Raw genomic sequence first — 14,059 nt, 5'->3', positions numbered from 1 at the left:
GCGACCCACCCGAAGCCGCGTACGCGGCAGGCGGGAGACTCGGCCCTCCAGGGGGGAGAGGATATCAACGCAGCCGCTGCTCGATCCAGACGATCTTGCCCTTCGGGGTGAGGCGGGAACCCCAGCGGTGGGCGAGCCAGTTGATGAGCTGCAGGCCGCGACCGGTGTCGCTGGTGGTGGACGCCTCCCGCATCATCGGCTCGGACGCGGAGCTGTCGGACACCTCGCAGACCAGCGTGGGCCCACGAAGCAGGCGTAGCTCGACCTCACCCTGGCCGTGCTCGACCGCGTTGGCGACCAGCTCGCTGACCATCAGCTCGGTGTTGTCGCACAGGGCGTCGAGTCCCCAGCCTCCGAGTGTGGCCCGGACGAAGCGGCGGGCCTGTGCGGCGGAGCGGCGGTCGGTCGGCAGCGACGTCTCGACGAACTCCTTCTTCGTCAGCTCGGACACCCTGGCCAGCAGCAGGGCGATGTCGTCGCGCTCGTGTCCCGGACGCTGGGCGCCGATCGTGAGATCGCAGACCTCCTCCAGGTCCTGGTCATGGCCGGAAAGCAGGCCGCGCAGCGCGCTGATGCCCTCATCGATGTCCCGGTCACGGCTCTCCACCAGGCCGTCGGTGTAGAAGGCGAGCACGGTGCCGTCGGGGAGCGTGAACTCCCGCATCTCGGCAGGCTCGTTGCCGATGCCCAGGGGCAGTCCCGGTGGTAACTCCAGCAGTTCGGTCTCGCCGCCCGGCCGCACCAGAATCGGCGGAACGTGGCCCGCGCAGGCTATCGCGCACCGCCGCGTGACCGGGTCGTAGGTGGCGTACACGCACGTGGCGATCTGGCTGGCGTCCAGGTCCTGGCTCATCAGGTTGAGCCGGAACAGCACGTCGGCAGGGCTCAGGTCCAGGCTGGCCAGCGTGCGGGCGGCCGTGCGGAGCTGGCCCATGGTGGCGGCGGCCCTGACGCCGTGCCCCATCACGTCGCCGACGACGAGGGCGACCCGGCAGCCGGGCAGCGGGATCACGTCGTACCAGTCGCCGCCCACCCCGACCAGATCGCTGGCGGGCAGGTAGCGGGAGGCTATCGTCAGGCCCAGCGGCTGGGAGAGGTCGACGGGCAGCAGGCTGCTCTGCAGGGTCAGCGCGGTACGGCGCTCACGGTTGTAGAGCCTGGAGTTGTCGAGGCAGACCCCGGTTCTGGCCGCCAGCTCCTCGGCCAGGTTGACGTCCTGTTCGTCGAAGGGCTGGCTGGTGGGTCTGCGGGTGAAGATGACGAAGCCGAGTACCCGGCCGCGCGCCTTCAGCGGCACCACCAGGAACGAGCTGTCCTCCAGCACCTTCGACACCGAGTCGCGCTTCCAGAAGCGCCCGATCTCCTCGGCCGTCCGGCGCCCCAGGCGGGGGTAGAGGATCGGGTTGCCGGTGGCCATGCACCGGGCGTAGGGGGTCCATGACTCGTAGACGGCCACCTCGTCCACGGGGAACGCGCTGGCGTACACGCCGGGGGAGGGATCGGCCACGCCGACCGCGATCCGCCGCACCAGCGCCGAGCCGTCGGTGGTCTGCTGGGGGAACTCCCCCTCGGTCACCAACCGCTCCTGTACCAGGATGCCGGCCGCGTCCGCGAAGCGCGGCACGGCGACGTCCATCAGCTCCCTGCCGGTCTCGAACATGTCCAGTGTGCTGCCGATGCGTTTGCTGGCGGCGTTGAGCAGGGACAGCTGCTCGTGCATGGATGCGGGACTGCCCATCCGGAACCCTGGCGTCGCTGGATCTTTGGTGACGAAACGGGACTTCACTCGCTCCACCGGGGTGTGGGAACCGGCGTCCACCAGGTTGCCAGTTCGAGGTCTTCTGCGATGGCATTGGCGCCGTTGTATCCGGGGGCCGCGGAGACCGAGCCGCCGGGGTGGCTGCTGGCGCCACAGAGATAGAGGCCGTCGATGGGGGTGCGGTACCGGCCCATCTCGGGGATCGGCCGGTTGCCGCCCAGTTGGGACGGCTCGTAGGCCCCCACATGATGGCTGCCGCGCACCATGTTGACGCAGTGCCGCTCGATGTCGAGCGGTGAGAAGACCCGCCTGCCGAGGACGGCGCCCCCCGCGAGGTTGGGGGCGTACTCGGCCCACTCGGCGAGCAGCCGCTCACCGACCTCCTCGCGCCGCAGATCCCAGTTCGCCGCGTCGCCGCCGAGGTCGTACGGGGCCCATGGCCACCAGAAGGCCACATGTTTGCCGCTCGGCGCGTATGAGGGGTCGAACAGTGAGGGACACGCGCCGTTGCCGGCCAGCCGGTCGGGCAGCTGCCCCTGGTGGATCTGGTCGAAGGTGCGGCCGAGCTGCTCGCTGTCGTCGGCGCCGAGCACGACGAGGAAGGCCCGGTCCACGTCGGGCTCGAACTCGGTGGCCCGGTAGTGCGGTGCCTCGTCGAGCGCCAGGTGGAGGGTGACGAGGCTGTGCCCGGCCCACTTGTACTCCTCGATCTTGGCCGCGATCTCCGGGCCGAAGTTCTCCGGGCCCGCCAGCCGAACGGTCTGAGGGGCGTCCACCGCACTGGCCACGAACCGGCGGGCGGTGAGGACGTCGCCGCTCGCCAGCTCCACCCCGGTGGCCCGCCCGTCGCCGACGAGGATCCGCTCGACATGGGCGCCGGTCACCACGGTGCCGCCGTGCTCCTCGATGACGGCGCGCAGCGCGCTCGCGACGTTCCCCGCACCGCCCACGGGTACGCCGAGCCGGGCGATGCGCGACAGCAGCCGGGGGAAGAATCCGCCGGTGCCGGGCACGTCCTCGATGGAGATGGCGTGCAGGAAGGACTTGAACAGGACCCTGACCTGGTCGCTCTCGAAGTTCCTGTCGACGGCCTCGTACAGCGAGAGCGGCATATAGCTCATCAGGTCGCGGCCCAGATCGCCCTTGAGCCGCTCGGCGAGCACCGGTGGCGGTAGCGGGCCGGAGTACAGGAACCCGTTCATCAGGTCCCTGGCCGCCTCGGCGTAGCGCTCGTACAGTTCCAGCCAGCGCTTGGCGTCGGCCTTGGAGAACCGGGCGAAGGACTCGGCGGTGCGTTTGGGGTCGGTGTAGACCGTGATCGCCCGGCCGTCCCGGAAGATCGTGGCGTGCTGGGTCTCGGGATAGACGTAACTCAGACCGTATCGCTGGAGCTCCAGATCGGCGGGGACCGGTCCCTCCTCCAGGAAGTGGTAGCTGCTGTGGGTATTGTGCCGGAACCCCGGAAGCGTGAGCTCCTGGGTGCTGCAACCACCGCCGGCGACGTCGTTCCGCTCGACGACCGCAACCGACAACCCCGCCTTCGCGAGGTAGGCGGCACAGGTGAGGCCGTTGTGGCCTCCGCCCACGATGACGCCGTCGAACTCCGACACGTTCCCTCCAGGGCGCTCTGACTGCTGGTATGGAGGATTGTAAAGAATGATCTATATACGAACCTCGTGTTTAACAGAGATTCGTTGATATTTCCACATGGACTAGGCCTTAGGGGTGCTTAGTCGATGAAATAGCCATAGTGGCCGCACCGGGAACTCCCCGGAGACCGGATGGTGAGCTCCCGGTGCGTGCCGGGTTACAGGGAGGGCAACCCGGCCAGGGCCGTGTCGATCCGATCCTGCGACAGCGAGAGGTCCTCCAGCCGCCCCGACAGATAGCGGTCGTAGCCGTCCAGGTCGAAGTGTCCATGCCCGCACAGCGCGGTCAGCAGGACCTTCTCCTCACCCGTCTCCCTGCAGCGCAGCGCCTCGGCGACGACCTCGGCCAGCGCATGGGCGGCCTCGGGGGCGGGGACGACCCCCTCGGACCTGGCGAAGCACAGCCCCGCCTCGAAGCAGTCGTTCTGGCCCATGGCCACCGCCTCGAACATCCCCAGCTCGTACAGGTGTGACAGCAGCGGGGACATGCCGTGGTAACGCAGCCCGCCCGCGTGGATGGGATCGGGGACGAAGCCGTGGCCCAGAGTGTGCATCTTCAGCAGTGGGGTCAGCCCCGCGGCGTCGCCGAAGTCGTAGGCGTAGACGCCCCTGGTGAGTGACGGGCAGGCCTCCGGCTCGACCGCGCGGATCACCGGGGCCATCCGCCCGGCCAGCTTCTCCCGCAGGAACGGGAAGGCCAGCCCGGAGAAGTTGGAGCCACCTCCGGTGCATCCCACGACCACGTCCGGTGCCTCACCGAACGCGGCCATCTGCTCGATCGCCTCCTCGCCGATCACCGTCTGGTGCAGCAGCACGTGGTTCAGCAGGCTGCCCAGCGCGTACCGGGTGTCCGGTTGGGCCCCCGCGGCCTCCACGGCCTCGCTGATCGCGATGCCAAGGCTGCCCGGCGAGTCGGGGTCGTGGGCCAGCGTCTCGGCGCCGTACGCGGTCACCGGGGACGGGCTCGGGTGCACGGTCGCGCCGTAGGCCCGCATCAGGCTCCTGCGGCCGGGTTTCCCCTCGTAGGAGACACGGACCATCCATACCTCGCACTCCAGGCCGTACTGCGCGCAGGCGAACGCCAGCGCCGAGCCCCACTGGCCGGCCCCGGTCTCCGTGACCAGTTTCCCGACCCCCTGGCGCGCGTTGTAATAGGCCTGCGGGACGGCGGTGTTCGGCTTGTGCGAGCCGGAGGGTGAACCGCCCTCGTACTTGTAGTAGATCCTCGCGGGGGTGCCGAGGGCGCGTTCGAGCCTGCGAGCCCGGATCAGCGGTGTGGGCCGCCAGAGCCGGTAGACGTCGCGGACGCTCGCGGGGATCGGGATGAACCGTTCGGCGCTCGCCTCCTGATCGATCAGCTCCACCGGGAACAGCGACGTGAGATCGTCGGGCCCGACAGGCCGTGAGGTGGCCGGATGCAGGATCGGTGGTGGCGGGACCGGGAGGTCGGCCACGATGTTGTACCAGTTGCGGGGGATACGGGACTCGTCGAGCAGGATTCGGGTGGCCTCGGTCATCGGGCGCCTCCACATGTCGGATCCACTCAGTGCCGCTCTCATCACCCACCGTAGTTCAGCTCGCGTGCGACGTCCCGGTTCCTCGCGACACCCGCCGTCACCGAGGCCACGACGGCCGGATCGATGCCCGGAGAGAGAATCCGCTCGCCTGAACACGCCCGCCACGCGGAGAATCCATCATTCATGTAACGACTCTGAAGGCCGGGAAAGGTCCGGAAAAGCAGCAGGGCCAGCTCACCCACAAGGGGTTTGAGCTGGCCCTTCGCCATTCGGAGCGGACGACGGGAATCGAACCCGCGTAGCCAGTTTGGAAGACTGGGGCTCTACCATTGAGCTACGTCCGCGCGAAGCGGCTTCAGTCTGGTCTAGACTTCATCCGTTCGTCAGGGCGTAAGCGTACCGGAGTTCCGGAGCGTGCGCGCACTCGACCTACCGGGGTGTGGCGCAGTTTGGTAGCGCACCTGCTTTGGGAGCAGGGGGCCGCAGGTTCAAATCCTGTCACCCCGACCGCTGGTCAGAGGCCGATCCTCACGGGGATCGGCCTCTTCCGCTCCCGCCGCTGTCCGATTCTGGGAGCAAAATGGGAGCCGATCTTGGAAACCGCGTCATCCCGGAACGGCTGCAGCAACCCCTCCAGCAACGGCAGCGCCGACCCCGCTGGCGTCCCGCCCCAGTGCCGCTCCAACTCGACCCGCTCCATGAGCGCCGTCTCCCACCGCCGCTGCAACGCCTCCACGAGCTCGCCCCGCATCGTGTCGGTCACATGCGTGTAATGAGCACGCATGGTCCCGTCGCCGATGTGCCCCATCCGCTCGTCCCGCAGAGCTTCCGCGATCCGGTCTTCGGCCATCATCGTTTCGTGGCCATGCCGGAACCCGTGCATGGTCAACCCCTTCATGATCGGCAACCAGCACGCCGTCGCCGCATCCTCCGGCACATAGGCGCCGCGCACGAACCGATCCAGCAACTGCTCCCGCGTCAGCCCCGCCAACTCCTCAGCAGCCACGCCCTGGGCGACACCATGCTCGACGAGCGCGGCCCGCGTCGACCGCGAGTTCACCCCGGCCGCCCGGATTCGCCCTGGCTGCCAGCCTCGGAACGATCCGCTGCGAGGCAGAGGGATCCCCGGCCAGCCGACCGCGAGACTCGCCACCACTGGCGCCGCCTCCCGCCCGCTCTGGGCCGGGTAAAGGCCATCCGCCGCCGGACGTAGAAACCGCCGGGAAAACGTGCTGCGCCGCGGGTGCCCGCCGTCGGGGCCGAGGAACACGTACGACCCGCCCGAGCAGTACGGCTCTGGTGCTTCGGCCGGACAGGTGCACTTGATGATCCTCTGCTCATCGTCCAGGTGCAGCCTGAGGAGCGACTGCAAGAACGGGGGGACGTCCACCGTCCTGATCGACCCGTCCTTGGGGCGACCGCGGTAGAAGTGGCCGTTGAGCTCGTACAGCTTCCAGTCCAGGTCGATCGTGTCGCCGTGCACACAGTCAGGGGGAAGCCCGAGGATCTCCGACCAGCGGGCGCCGGTGAATCCGGCGAACACCGTCTGTACGAACACCCCCGGCCCGGCCAGGACGCCAAGCCGCTCGGCGATGAGCACGATCTCCAACGGCGTCGCGTACGCGCGCCGCTTCTGTAGCACCCGCTGCACTCGCCGATCCGCCCGCTTACCCGACGCCCGCGGCAAGGCCGCCGGGTTGGTCGGGATCCGGGACGGCACCGCAGCGGCGAGCGCCGTCCTCAGCCGAGACCGGGCAGCCTTCGCGGTGGCCTTGGAATAGCTGTACACCTTGACGAGATCTCGCTCCCACTCGTTGATCTCCTCTGTGGTGAGGGAAGCGAGCGTCCGCTCGGCGAAGAACGGTCTCACGCACGTCTCCAGCAGGAACCGGTAGTTCTCCCGCGTGCTCTCTTCCAGGTCCAGGGACCGGAACCAGGTGTTGATCCACGTGTTGATGAGGATCTGGCCGGCGCGCGGGTCGACGTAGGTGCCCGCGCGGATCTTCGCTTCCTGGTCGTTGGCGTATTCGCGGGCGGCCTTCTTCGTAGGGAACCCGGACATGCCGTCCAGCTTCCCTGAGGGGAGCTTCCAGCGGGCCCGCCAGGAGCCGCTGCGCTCTTCGGCGTAGCCCATCAGGCACCCCGCGAGGGGGGCCAGGTGGTGAGGGACATGGGGTTAGTTCCTCCTGGTATGAAAATGTTGATCAGCCGATCGGGTGCCCGATCGGCAGCAGTCCACATACGGCGTCCACGAGCGGGTCCTCATCGACGAGGGGAACGTCGATATCGATCGGCGGCAGCAGCGTCGGTTTCTGGGGAGACGGCTCAGCGGAAGGCGGCTCCCCGTTCTCCACCGGGTTGGGTCGTTCCTTGCCGGAGGGAGGCGCGGCGGCCTGCGGGCGGCTCGACTGAGACGACGGCTCGGGCTTGGGCGTTGAGATCAGCGTAGGACTGGGGGGCATCGACGGACTCGGAGTCATCGACGAGCTGGCGGCCGGCCGGGGAGTAGGTAGCAAGACAGCAGGGCGGCGCCTCGTCGGCGCGGCCGACGCAGAAGGCTTGCCGGCGGTGGTGAACGGTGTGACGACGCTGCTCGTCTGGATCGTCTCCACGCGCTCGTTGATGGTCACTGCTGGTGGTGGGCGGCCCGGGAGTAGATTCGCCGCAACTGAGACTGAGGCGGCGGCGACAACCGCTGCGGTGCCAGCGCTGACGGCTGCGCCGAAGGGGTATTCCTTGGCCAGGTCAAGGATCGTCAGGAAAGGTGTGGGCAGGACTAAGCGCTCTCGCCATGCCTTGATCGCCTGCATAGCCTTGCGGTGGGACTGCTCGCTGTTGATGACCACGACGGGGATTTCGCCGGTGGCGGGGTCAATCTCGATGACGCCGATCTCGGGCTCGAGAGAGGCTCGCTCGACCCCGTGTACATCGGCGCTCACGCGGCCATGCCCCGGTCACGGAAATACATGGTGATCGACTGCCACACCGCCGCCTCGCGAATGGGAGAGGAGCCGCCGATCGGGTGCACGACTACCCGTGCTCGCCGCCCGTAGATGGCGAGACGGACAAGGCAGGGGGCTCCGCGGGGGCGGCGGAGCGCGGCTATGAGTTCTGGTGGCGGCGGGGTTAAGCAGTCGAGTTCGTGGCGCAGGGCTGAGCGCACTGCGAGGAGCGCTCGGCCTCGCTGTTCCATCGCCGCGGCGGCGGCGTGGATGTCGGCCATGGTGCTGTTAGCCGCTGCGGTCAGGGCACGGTCTATGAGTCGGGTGAGGTCTAGGTCTGGGCCTGGGCCGGGGAATGGCACGCTCCACCTCCTGCCGATGCGCAGAAAGCGCAAGTTCATACCCTCGCCACAAGGGATTTTGGTCTCCCTATAAAACGGGATAGTTCAAATTTTCACCACCTGCCTAAGCGTTTGTGACCGTCCCGTTACTGTTGTCCGCTTAGTGCACCCTTACATACCCAAAATGCGGTTGCCGTGGATACCTCAGGCGGACGCACGATTGCCGGGATCCTGCTGGTCGCGTATCCTTTGAAGATCCTCGACCTGTTTACGCAGCCCTTTGATCTCTTCCATGAGTTCGGCTTGCTGGCGTGCCATGGCCTCTAGGTGACTTAAAAGTGTATCCTCCATCGCTGATTCGCTCGGAGATTTGGGGGCCGAGATTGCGGTTACGGCTGGCTGGGGAATTACGGCCTTAGTGGTCGCCGTTTCTGGCGTAATTACGGACGATGCATTGACTGAAGTTGGGCTGCCGCCGTCCAGGACGGCGTCAATGCTGCCCTCCTGCCATTGGAGCGCCCGCTCCAGGCGCAGGATGCTCATGCCGTCGTAGGGTCCAGGCTTTCGGCTTTCGATCTTGCTGATGAGGCTGACCGAGGGGCCGCCGACCGCGACCAGTTGAGTTTGGGTCAACCCCAATTGCTGGCGGCGGCGCTTGACCTCGCGGGCGAGGCGCGCCCGATCCTCGGGCGTGCGGGGTTTCTCGTCCATGGTGGGCCGGATCTCCTGTCGGCGGGGAGATCGCTCGGTCTCCCTGTCGCTCTGTCGATCCGACTGTAGACGCCCATCGTGGTTTTGACGAGTTCTTCGTAGTTCTACGTTGCGGAACGCAGTCAAGTGAAGTTGGAACTAGTTTTGCATTGCGCTAACTACTCAAAAGTAGTAACTTCCTGACCATGCACGAAGCACCTCACAACTCAGAGACCTCTACAGAGTCCCCCCCCAAAGAGCTGCTCTACACGCCCAAGGAGGCCGCGGAGCTCGTCCTCTTCTCCCATTTCTGGCTGCTCGACAAGGCCCGCAAGCGGGAGATTGACCATCACAAGATTGGTCGCCGCTACTTTTTCAGCAGGGCGAACCTCGACGCGATCAATGCCTCAACCGTTCAGCGCGTCCGCAAGAGCGCCTGATGGCCGAGCCGATCCTCATCAACAAGCACCAACTCGCCGAGCTCCTCGGCGAGAACTGCAAGGTGAGCTGGATCGAAGCGCAGTGCCGGACCAGGAAAATCCCTCACCTGCTGATCGGCGGCCAGTACGCGTTCACCGAGCAGCACGTCGCCGAGATCCTCCAGATGCACGAGCGCCGGCCCGAACCCGCGCAGCCCGCCGCCCCCGCGCCGACGGCTCCGGCGCCGCAACGCCGCGCCCGAGCGCCCCGGGCTCCGCTGCCGATTCCGGCTGGTAATGCGCCGCTGCGCGACCGCGGCCTCCCACTGCATCGGCTCCGCCGCACCGGCTCTTGACATGCCGCGAGGCCCAGCCGTTGCGACCGGACAGGGCCTCGCTGATCCCCATCCCTCCTGTGAAAGGACAAGGGTCTCGATGACCATCATCCCACCCACCCCGCCACCTACGACGGAGTCCCCGTCGGTCGCCGTGATGACGGCGGCGGAGCTGGCCGCGATCGCGAAGCGGCTCACGACGCTGAAGATCGAGCCCGCGGAGCGGCGCATCGTGCTCGACCACCTGCGGGAGACCATGCAGCACGTGTTCGACACCGCGCTGATGGTGTCGTTCGACCTCGCCGAGGACGGGCCGCGCGCCGAGGAGGCGAGGGACGTCGTCCACGACACGGCTCTCGTCTGCGCCTCGGCGAGGAACCACTTCGAGGCGTCGGACACCGCGATCGCGGACCTGGAGTTCGGGCAGACCCCGCCGTCGGAGGCGGAGCTGGACGCGCTGATCGACTCCGGGCAGGTCCCCGGCCCGGACGGGGCGTATCAGACGAAGGCGGGCCGGGATGCGCTCTCGCAGCTGCGGGCCACGCTCGCTGAGCGGCACGGGGTGACGGGATGAGCGACTCCCCGATCACGGTGCGCCTGCCGCGCCTCATGCTCGACCTGCTCGTGCCCGAGGGCACGACCCTGCCGCTGGCGTGGGTCGTCCTGGTGGGCCACCGCGAGCAGATCCGGACGACGCCGGGCGGGACGCCCGTGTACGGCGACGTCACCAGCTGGCAGCCGATCCTGCCGGTGTCCTACGAGGGCCGCGCGGTCGCGGTCGCCGAGCGCCTGGGAGCGGCGTCGCTCGGCAGCGAGCCGGACCAGTGGCTCTGGTACCCGGCGACCGACGACGGCGACCTGCCCATCACGGAGCTGTGGGGCGTGGTCGACGGCAACGATGTGCGGCCCGAGGTGGCCATCGCCCCGCTGACGGCGCTGCTGGCCGAGTCCCAGGACGGGGGCCAGTCGTGAGCGCTCCCGCCCTGGAGGCCGTCACGATGCTGGCCGCCCGCCAGGTCCTGGCCGCCGCCGCCGACCTGCTGGAGAAGACGTACCCGGCGCCCCGGGTGACGTCGGTGGACGTCACCCGCGTGGTCATCGAGGCCGCTGACCGGGTGCTGCCCGGCGACCGGTCCGCCGCCTACCACCTGGCATGCGACGCCCTGGACGCGCTGACCGCACACCGTAGCGCGCTGGGTGAGGACCCCAAGGCGCTGGACCGCTGGAGCAGCGTGTTCGCCCGCACGGAGATGGTCGCGCAGATGCGCGTCACCAACGCCGAGCAGGTCCCGGCGGTGACCCGTGGCTGAGATCAACATCCCCACCGGCCCGATCGAGGCCGAGCCGTGGGACGCGATCCGCACCGCCCCCGGCGAGTCCCTGACCGCCGCGTGCCGCACCGCCCTGCTGCGCGAGCTGGACGGCATGGAGATGGAGTTCGGCGCTTACGACCGCGAGATCCTGCGCTGGCTCGCCGGAGGACAGCCGTCCGTCGTCGCCACGATCTGCTCCTGGCTGCGGCGGGTCCGCACCCTCCCGCTACCGGCCATCCCGACCGTGCGCGACGCCACCGAGGCCGAATACCGCGCCGAGCAGACCAACGAGGAGCAGGCATGAGGACCGAAGCCGCCCCGCAACCCGCTGACCGTGTCTTGGCTGCGGTCGCTCAGGTGCTCGTCTACCTAGGTGACGTGCCGCATGACCGCGTCATCATGGCCGCCGCTGTGCTCGCTCGCCGGCAGCCTGAGCTGACCTCGGAGCAGGCGGTGATCACCGCCGCCAACGAGATGTGGGACGCCGATGCCCGCGCCGCGTGGAACGAGGGGCGCAAGCTGCTCGATGAGGCTGAGGCGCGGGTGGTCGCGTGAGCGCCCTGACCGTGTCCAGCCTCGTCGTGGAGGCCCGCCCGTCGGCGGTTGAGGTGGCTGTGATCCATCTGCCGCCGGGGTCGCTGGCCCGCGTGCACCACCCGGACGGGACCCGCGAGTACACGCCCGGCTTTCCCGACGCCCCGTACTACGTGGTGGTTCCCGGCGACAACTCCGCGATCGGGTGGGGGTGGAACGTCGGCTGGTACGGGTCCCTCGCCGGGGTCCGGAACGGGCGTCACCGCCTGGACCGGGACGCCTGGCACGCCGCCGCCCGCGAGCTGAAGACCCACCCGGTGGTCTACGTGCAGTACGAGGCGCTCACCTACTACGGCAAACCCCGGTGGACCGCTACAGGCGTCCGCGTCGAGGGCGCCTTTTCCCTTCCTGAGCAGACCGAGGAGCCCGCGCATGTCTGAGACGGAGATCGCGGAGCGTTTCAAGCGCGAGACCGCCACCCACGTCATGGAGATCAAGCACGACGACGGCCTGTACCGGCACCTGCGGTTCAAGAGCCCGAAGCATGGTCGTTACTGGTTCGACTTGATCACCGTTCCGCACGCCCTGATCTTCCGGGGTGACGGCGAAAGCTTCGTGTTCAGCCGTACCGACGACATGTTCGAGTTCTTCCGCTCCGGCCTCTGGTCGGACGGGTCGCTCCACATCGACGCGGTCTACTGGGCTGAGAAGCTCACCAGCGACCGCGACAGCGTCATGAAGTACTCGAAGGAGCTGTTCGACCAGCAGGTCGCCGAGGAGCTCAAGGAGGCTGAGGCCGACTGGCCTGGGGTCACCAAGGCGTGGGACGAGACGGTCAACGACTTCTTCGCCAGTTACAACACCGAGTACGAGCACGACGCGCGCGCCGCTGTGGACGCCTTCGAGTTCTGGCTTGGCGACGATACCGAGGAGCCTTTCCGCTTCCAGGACACCGGGGAGTGGGAGTTCAAGGACTACCACTGGTGGTTCTTGTGGGCTCTCCACGGGATCGTGTGGGGCATCTCCCAGTACGACCAGGCGAGGGCCGCCGCTCCGCAGGGCGGTGAGCAGTAGTGGGCGCCCCCGCTGTCCTTCCCGCCACGGTCTCCTGGCCGCAGGGTGTGACGCATCTGCGCTCCGGCGGGGTCGCCGCCCTGCTGAGGGTCACCCCGCGCCGGGTTGCCCGCTGGCAGACCCTCGGACTGATCACGGCGTCGACACTGACCGGCGGAGGGCATCGCCGCTTCACCCGCGACGACGTCGAGACGTTCCTGCGGGAGACGACCCTCACCTGCCGCCTCCACGCAGGCGACATCGTGTCCTGCCCGGAGTGGCGCGACGGCGGCCCCGTCCGGGTGCTCGACGTCACCCCGAGCGGGCGCAACAGGATGCACGTCCGCTGGCAGGACGTCGCAGCCCACGGCCACGCCAAGGTCATCGCGACCGGCCGTAACCGGCTCGTTCGCCGCCTCCACCAGGGGGCGGCATGAATCACGACGAAGACGCGATGAGCGCCTACCTCGCCCGGCTGAACGAAGAGCCGTACCCCGCGCCTGTCCCTCGTGACCCATGGAACCCCGCCGAGGACGAGATGACACCGCAAGACGAATTCGAGTACGAGCAGGAGAAGCGCACGTGAGAAGCCGACTCGTTCTGCCGGCCAGCGCGGACCGCTCCGAGAAGTGGCACGAGGCCCGCATGCTGGGCATCACCGCTTCGGAGATCGCGGTCATCCTCGGTTTGTCGCCGTTCGAGTCGGAGTTCTCCCTGTTCTGGCGGAAACTCGGCGAGCTTCCGCCGATCGAGGACAACGACTCGATGTCGCTTGGCCGACACCTGGAGTCGTGGGTGGCGGACAAGTTCGCCGAGGATCACCCGGATTTCGCGCTCGGCTTGGGCGGCTTGTACGCCTCGGCTGAGCGTCCGTGGCAGATGGCGACCCCTGACCGGTTGGTGCGCCGGTTCGGCGCCGGCCTGGACCCGGTGGCGGCGTGGGAGGGCAAGACGTCCAGTAGCTACGACGGGTGGGGCCTGTCCGGCACGGACGAGGTTCCGGTGTATTACCGGGCTCAGGCGCTGTGGCAGATGGACACCCTCGGGGTGCGCCGCACCTACCTGTCGTGCCTGTTCTTGCAGTCCAAGCAGACCCGCCACTACGTCATCGACTACGACGAGACCGACGTGGAAGTGATGCGGCTGGCCGCCCTGGACTTCATGGACCGACTCACCAAGGGTGTGCCGCCGCCGGTCGACGGCAGCCAGGCCGCCCGGGATGCGCTCAAGCACCTCAACTCGCACGTCGAGGAAGGCGTGAAGGCCGTCGTCCCGCAGAGCGTGGGCGATGAGTACCGGGACGCCTATGCGGCTTTCCGCGAGGCGAAGCAACGCAAGGACGCCGCGGAGAACAAGGTGCGCGAGCTGGCGGGCAGCGCCCGCATCGTGCTCGACCCCGACGGCCGCCGGGTGTGTACCCGCTCGATCTACGAGATGCCCGCCCATCACCGCGAGGCGTGCACCGTCGACAAGCTCAACCCTCCCCGATCGAAGAAGGACATCTGAC

Annotated in this window: 20 protein-coding genes and 2 tRNA genes; 13 read left to right on the top strand and 9 right to left on the bottom strand. The window is 68.2% G+C overall.

Annotated features, from left to right (window positions below; genetic code table 11):
• Positions 1–64: 64 nt before the first annotated feature.
• The 5 genes from OG884_RS06320 to OG884_RS06300 form a co-directional block, all read right to left on the bottom strand.
• On the bottom strand, positions 65–1,738 hold the full coding sequence (locus OG884_RS06320; RefSeq protein WP_326643083.1) for an ATP-binding SpoIIE family protein phosphatase: 1,674 nt from the start codon (positions 1,736–1,738) through the stop codon (positions 65–67).
• A 44-nt stretch (positions 1,739–1,782) separates the two neighbouring features.
• Positions 1,783–3,369, bottom strand: coding sequence for a phytoene desaturase family protein (locus OG884_RS06315; protein ID WP_326643081.1), 1,587 nt, complete (start codon positions 3,367–3,369; stop codon positions 1,783–1,785).
• Positions 3,370–3,566: 197 nt separating this feature from the next.
• A complete protein-coding gene (locus OG884_RS06310) occupies positions 3,567–4,925 on the bottom strand; it encodes a TrpB-like pyridoxal phosphate-dependent enzyme (RefSeq protein WP_326643079.1) in 1,359 nt (452 codons plus the stop codon).
• Between the two features lie 41 nt (positions 4,926–4,966).
• Positions 4,967–5,110, bottom strand: a complete 144-nt coding sequence (locus tag OG884_RS06305) for a hypothetical protein (RefSeq protein WP_326643077.1) — start codon at positions 5,108–5,110, stop codon at positions 4,967–4,969.
• 88 nt (positions 5,111–5,198) lie between these two features.
• Positions 5,199–5,269: transfer RNA gene (locus OG884_RS06300), tRNA-Gly, on the bottom strand.
• An 89-nt stretch (positions 5,270–5,358) separates the two neighbouring features.
• Here OG884_RS06300 and OG884_RS06295 point away from each other — a divergent pair.
• Positions 5,359–5,432, top strand: a tRNA-Pro gene (locus OG884_RS06295).
• A gap of 7 nt (positions 5,433–5,439) precedes the next feature.
• Here the strand turns inward: OG884_RS06295 and OG884_RS06290 are convergent.
• From OG884_RS06290 to OG884_RS06275, 4 genes are all read right to left on the bottom strand, one after another.
• Positions 5,440–7,059, bottom strand: coding sequence for a hypothetical protein (locus OG884_RS06290; RefSeq protein WP_326643075.1), 1,620 nt, complete (start codon positions 7,057–7,059; stop codon positions 5,440–5,442).
• Between the two features lie 70 nt (positions 7,060–7,129).
• Positions 7,130–7,864: a hypothetical protein gene (locus tag OG884_RS06285; protein WP_326643073.1), complete on the bottom strand. Its 735-nt coding sequence runs from the start codon at positions 7,862–7,864 to the stop codon at positions 7,130–7,132.
• On the bottom strand, positions 7,861–8,148 hold the full coding sequence (locus OG884_RS06280; protein WP_326643071.1) for a hypothetical protein: 288 nt from the start codon (positions 8,146–8,148) through the stop codon (positions 7,861–7,863). Before OG884_RS06280 ends, OG884_RS06285 begins: the two co-directional genes overlap by 4 nt.
• 264 nt (positions 8,149–8,412) lie before the next feature.
• Positions 8,413–8,919 (bottom strand): helix-turn-helix domain-containing protein, encoded by a 507-nt coding sequence (locus tag OG884_RS06275; RefSeq protein WP_326643069.1) that lies wholly within the window; start codon positions 8,917–8,919, stop codon positions 8,413–8,415.
• A gap of 185 nt (positions 8,920–9,104) precedes the next feature.
• On the opposite strand from OG884_RS06275, the gene OG884_RS06270 reads away from it, so the two are divergent.
• The 12 genes from OG884_RS06270 to OG884_RS06215 all read left to right on the top strand — a co-directional run bounded on the left by OG884_RS06270 (position 9,105) and on the right by OG884_RS06215 (position 14,058).
• On the top strand, positions 9,105–9,338 hold the full coding sequence (locus OG884_RS06270) for a helix-turn-helix domain-containing protein (RefSeq protein WP_326643067.1): 234 nt from the start codon (positions 9,105–9,107) through the stop codon (positions 9,336–9,338).
• Positions 9,338–9,673 carry a hypothetical protein gene (locus OG884_RS06265; protein ID WP_326643065.1) on the top strand — a complete coding sequence of 112 codons (336 nt, stop codon included), beginning with the start codon at positions 9,338–9,340 and terminating at the stop codon, positions 9,671–9,673. The genes OG884_RS06270 and OG884_RS06265 overlap by 1 nt, the downstream gene beginning before the upstream one ends.
• A 79-nt stretch (positions 9,674–9,752) precedes the next feature.
• Positions 9,753–10,226 (top strand): hypothetical protein, encoded by a 474-nt coding sequence (locus OG884_RS06260; protein ID WP_326643063.1) that lies wholly within the window; start codon positions 9,753–9,755, stop codon positions 10,224–10,226.
• On the top strand, positions 10,223–10,624 hold the full coding sequence (locus OG884_RS06255; RefSeq protein WP_326643061.1) for a hypothetical protein: 402 nt from the start codon (positions 10,223–10,225) through the stop codon (positions 10,622–10,624). Before OG884_RS06260 ends, OG884_RS06255 begins: the two co-directional genes overlap by 4 nt.
• Positions 10,621–10,962 (top strand): hypothetical protein, encoded by a 342-nt coding sequence (locus tag OG884_RS06250; RefSeq protein WP_326643059.1) that lies wholly within the window; start codon positions 10,621–10,623, stop codon positions 10,960–10,962. Before OG884_RS06255 ends, OG884_RS06250 begins: the two co-directional genes overlap by 4 nt.
• Positions 10,955–11,269 (top strand): hypothetical protein, encoded by a 315-nt coding sequence (locus OG884_RS06245; RefSeq protein ID WP_326643057.1) that lies wholly within the window; start codon positions 10,955–10,957, stop codon positions 11,267–11,269. Before OG884_RS06250 ends, OG884_RS06245 begins: the two co-directional genes overlap by 8 nt.
• Positions 11,266–11,520, top strand: a complete 255-nt coding sequence (locus OG884_RS06240; RefSeq protein ID WP_326643055.1) for a hypothetical protein — start codon at positions 11,266–11,268, stop codon at positions 11,518–11,520. The genes OG884_RS06245 and OG884_RS06240 overlap by 4 nt, the downstream gene beginning before the upstream one ends.
• Positions 11,517–11,939 carry a hypothetical protein gene (locus OG884_RS06235; RefSeq protein WP_326643053.1) on the top strand — a complete coding sequence of 141 codons (423 nt, stop codon included), beginning with the start codon at positions 11,517–11,519 and terminating at the stop codon, positions 11,937–11,939. The genes OG884_RS06240 and OG884_RS06235 overlap by 4 nt, the downstream gene beginning before the upstream one ends.
• Positions 11,932–12,573 carry a hypothetical protein gene (locus OG884_RS06230; RefSeq protein WP_326643051.1) on the top strand — a complete coding sequence of 214 codons (642 nt, stop codon included), beginning with the start codon at positions 11,932–11,934 and terminating at the stop codon, positions 12,571–12,573. Before OG884_RS06235 ends, OG884_RS06230 begins: the two co-directional genes overlap by 8 nt.
• Positions 12,573–12,989 (top strand): MerR family transcriptional regulator, encoded by a 417-nt coding sequence (locus OG884_RS06225; RefSeq protein ID WP_326643049.1) that lies wholly within the window; start codon positions 12,573–12,575, stop codon positions 12,987–12,989. Before OG884_RS06230 ends, OG884_RS06225 begins: the two co-directional genes overlap by 1 nt.
• Positions 12,986–13,138, top strand: a complete 153-nt coding sequence (locus OG884_RS06220; RefSeq protein ID WP_326643047.1) for a hypothetical protein — start codon at positions 12,986–12,988, stop codon at positions 13,136–13,138. The genes OG884_RS06225 and OG884_RS06220 overlap by 4 nt, the downstream gene beginning before the upstream one ends.
• Positions 13,135–14,058: a YqaJ viral recombinase family nuclease gene (locus tag OG884_RS06215; protein ID WP_326643045.1), complete on the top strand. Its 924-nt coding sequence runs from the start codon at positions 13,135–13,137 to the stop codon at positions 14,056–14,058. Before OG884_RS06220 ends, OG884_RS06215 begins: the two co-directional genes overlap by 4 nt.
• Position 14,059 lies beyond the last annotated feature (1 nt).

Origin of the sequence: Streptosporangium sp. NBC_01755 (genome assembly GCF_035917995.1) — a bacterium.
Lineage (GTDB): Bacteria > Actinomycetota > Actinomycetes > Streptosporangiales > Streptosporangiaceae > Streptosporangium.
The sequence above is the reverse complement of the archived record's forward strand: the minus strand, read 5'-3'. Positions and strand labels throughout refer to the sequence as shown.

What these genes read in the sequence shown, in the direction of transcription:
- OG884_RS06260 (WP_326643063.1), top strand. Translation starts at nt 9,753, where the DNA reads ATGACCATCATCCCACCCACCCCGCCACCTACGACGGAGTCCCCGTCG.
- OG884_RS06320 (WP_326643083.1), bottom strand. Translation starts at nt 1,738, where the DNA reads ATGGGCAGTCCCGCATCCATGCACGAGCAGCTGTCCCTGCTCAACGCC.
- OG884_RS06310 (WP_326643079.1), bottom strand. Translation starts at nt 4,925, where the DNA reads ATGACCGAGGCCACCCGAATCCTGCTCGACGAGTCCCGTATCCCCCGC.
- OG884_RS06265 (WP_326643065.1), top strand. Translation starts at nt 9,338, where the DNA reads ATGGCCGAGCCGATCCTCATCAACAAGCACCAACTCGCCGAGCTCCTC.
- OG884_RS06305 (WP_326643077.1), bottom strand. Translation starts at nt 5,110, where the DNA reads ATGAATGATGGATTCTCCGCGTGGCGGGCGTGTTCAGGCGAGCGGATT.
- OG884_RS06230 (WP_326643051.1), top strand. Translation starts at nt 11,932, where the DNA reads ATGTCTGAGACGGAGATCGCGGAGCGTTTCAAGCGCGAGACCGCCACC.
- OG884_RS06275 (WP_326643069.1), bottom strand. Translation starts at nt 8,919, where the DNA reads ATGGACGAGAAACCCCGCACGCCCGAGGATCGGGCGCGCCTCGCCCGC.
- OG884_RS06290 (WP_326643075.1), bottom strand. Translation starts at nt 7,059, where the DNA reads ATGGGCTACGCCGAAGAGCGCAGCGGCTCCTGGCGGGCCCGCTGGAAG.
- OG884_RS06280 (WP_326643071.1), bottom strand. Translation starts at nt 8,148, where the DNA reads ATGGCCGACATCCACGCCGCCGCCGCGGCGATGGAACAGCGAGGCCGA.
- OG884_RS06240 (WP_326643055.1), top strand. Translation starts at nt 11,266, where the DNA reads ATGAGGACCGAAGCCGCCCCGCAACCCGCTGACCGTGTCTTGGCTGCG.
- OG884_RS06255 (WP_326643061.1), top strand. Translation starts at nt 10,223, where the DNA reads ATGAGCGACTCCCCGATCACGGTGCGCCTGCCGCGCCTCATGCTCGAC.
- OG884_RS06270 (WP_326643067.1), top strand. Translation starts at nt 9,105, where the DNA reads ATGCACGAAGCACCTCACAACTCAGAGACCTCTACAGAGTCCCCCCCC.
- OG884_RS06220 (WP_326643047.1), top strand. Translation starts at nt 12,986, where the DNA reads ATGAATCACGACGAAGACGCGATGAGCGCCTACCTCGCCCGGCTGAAC.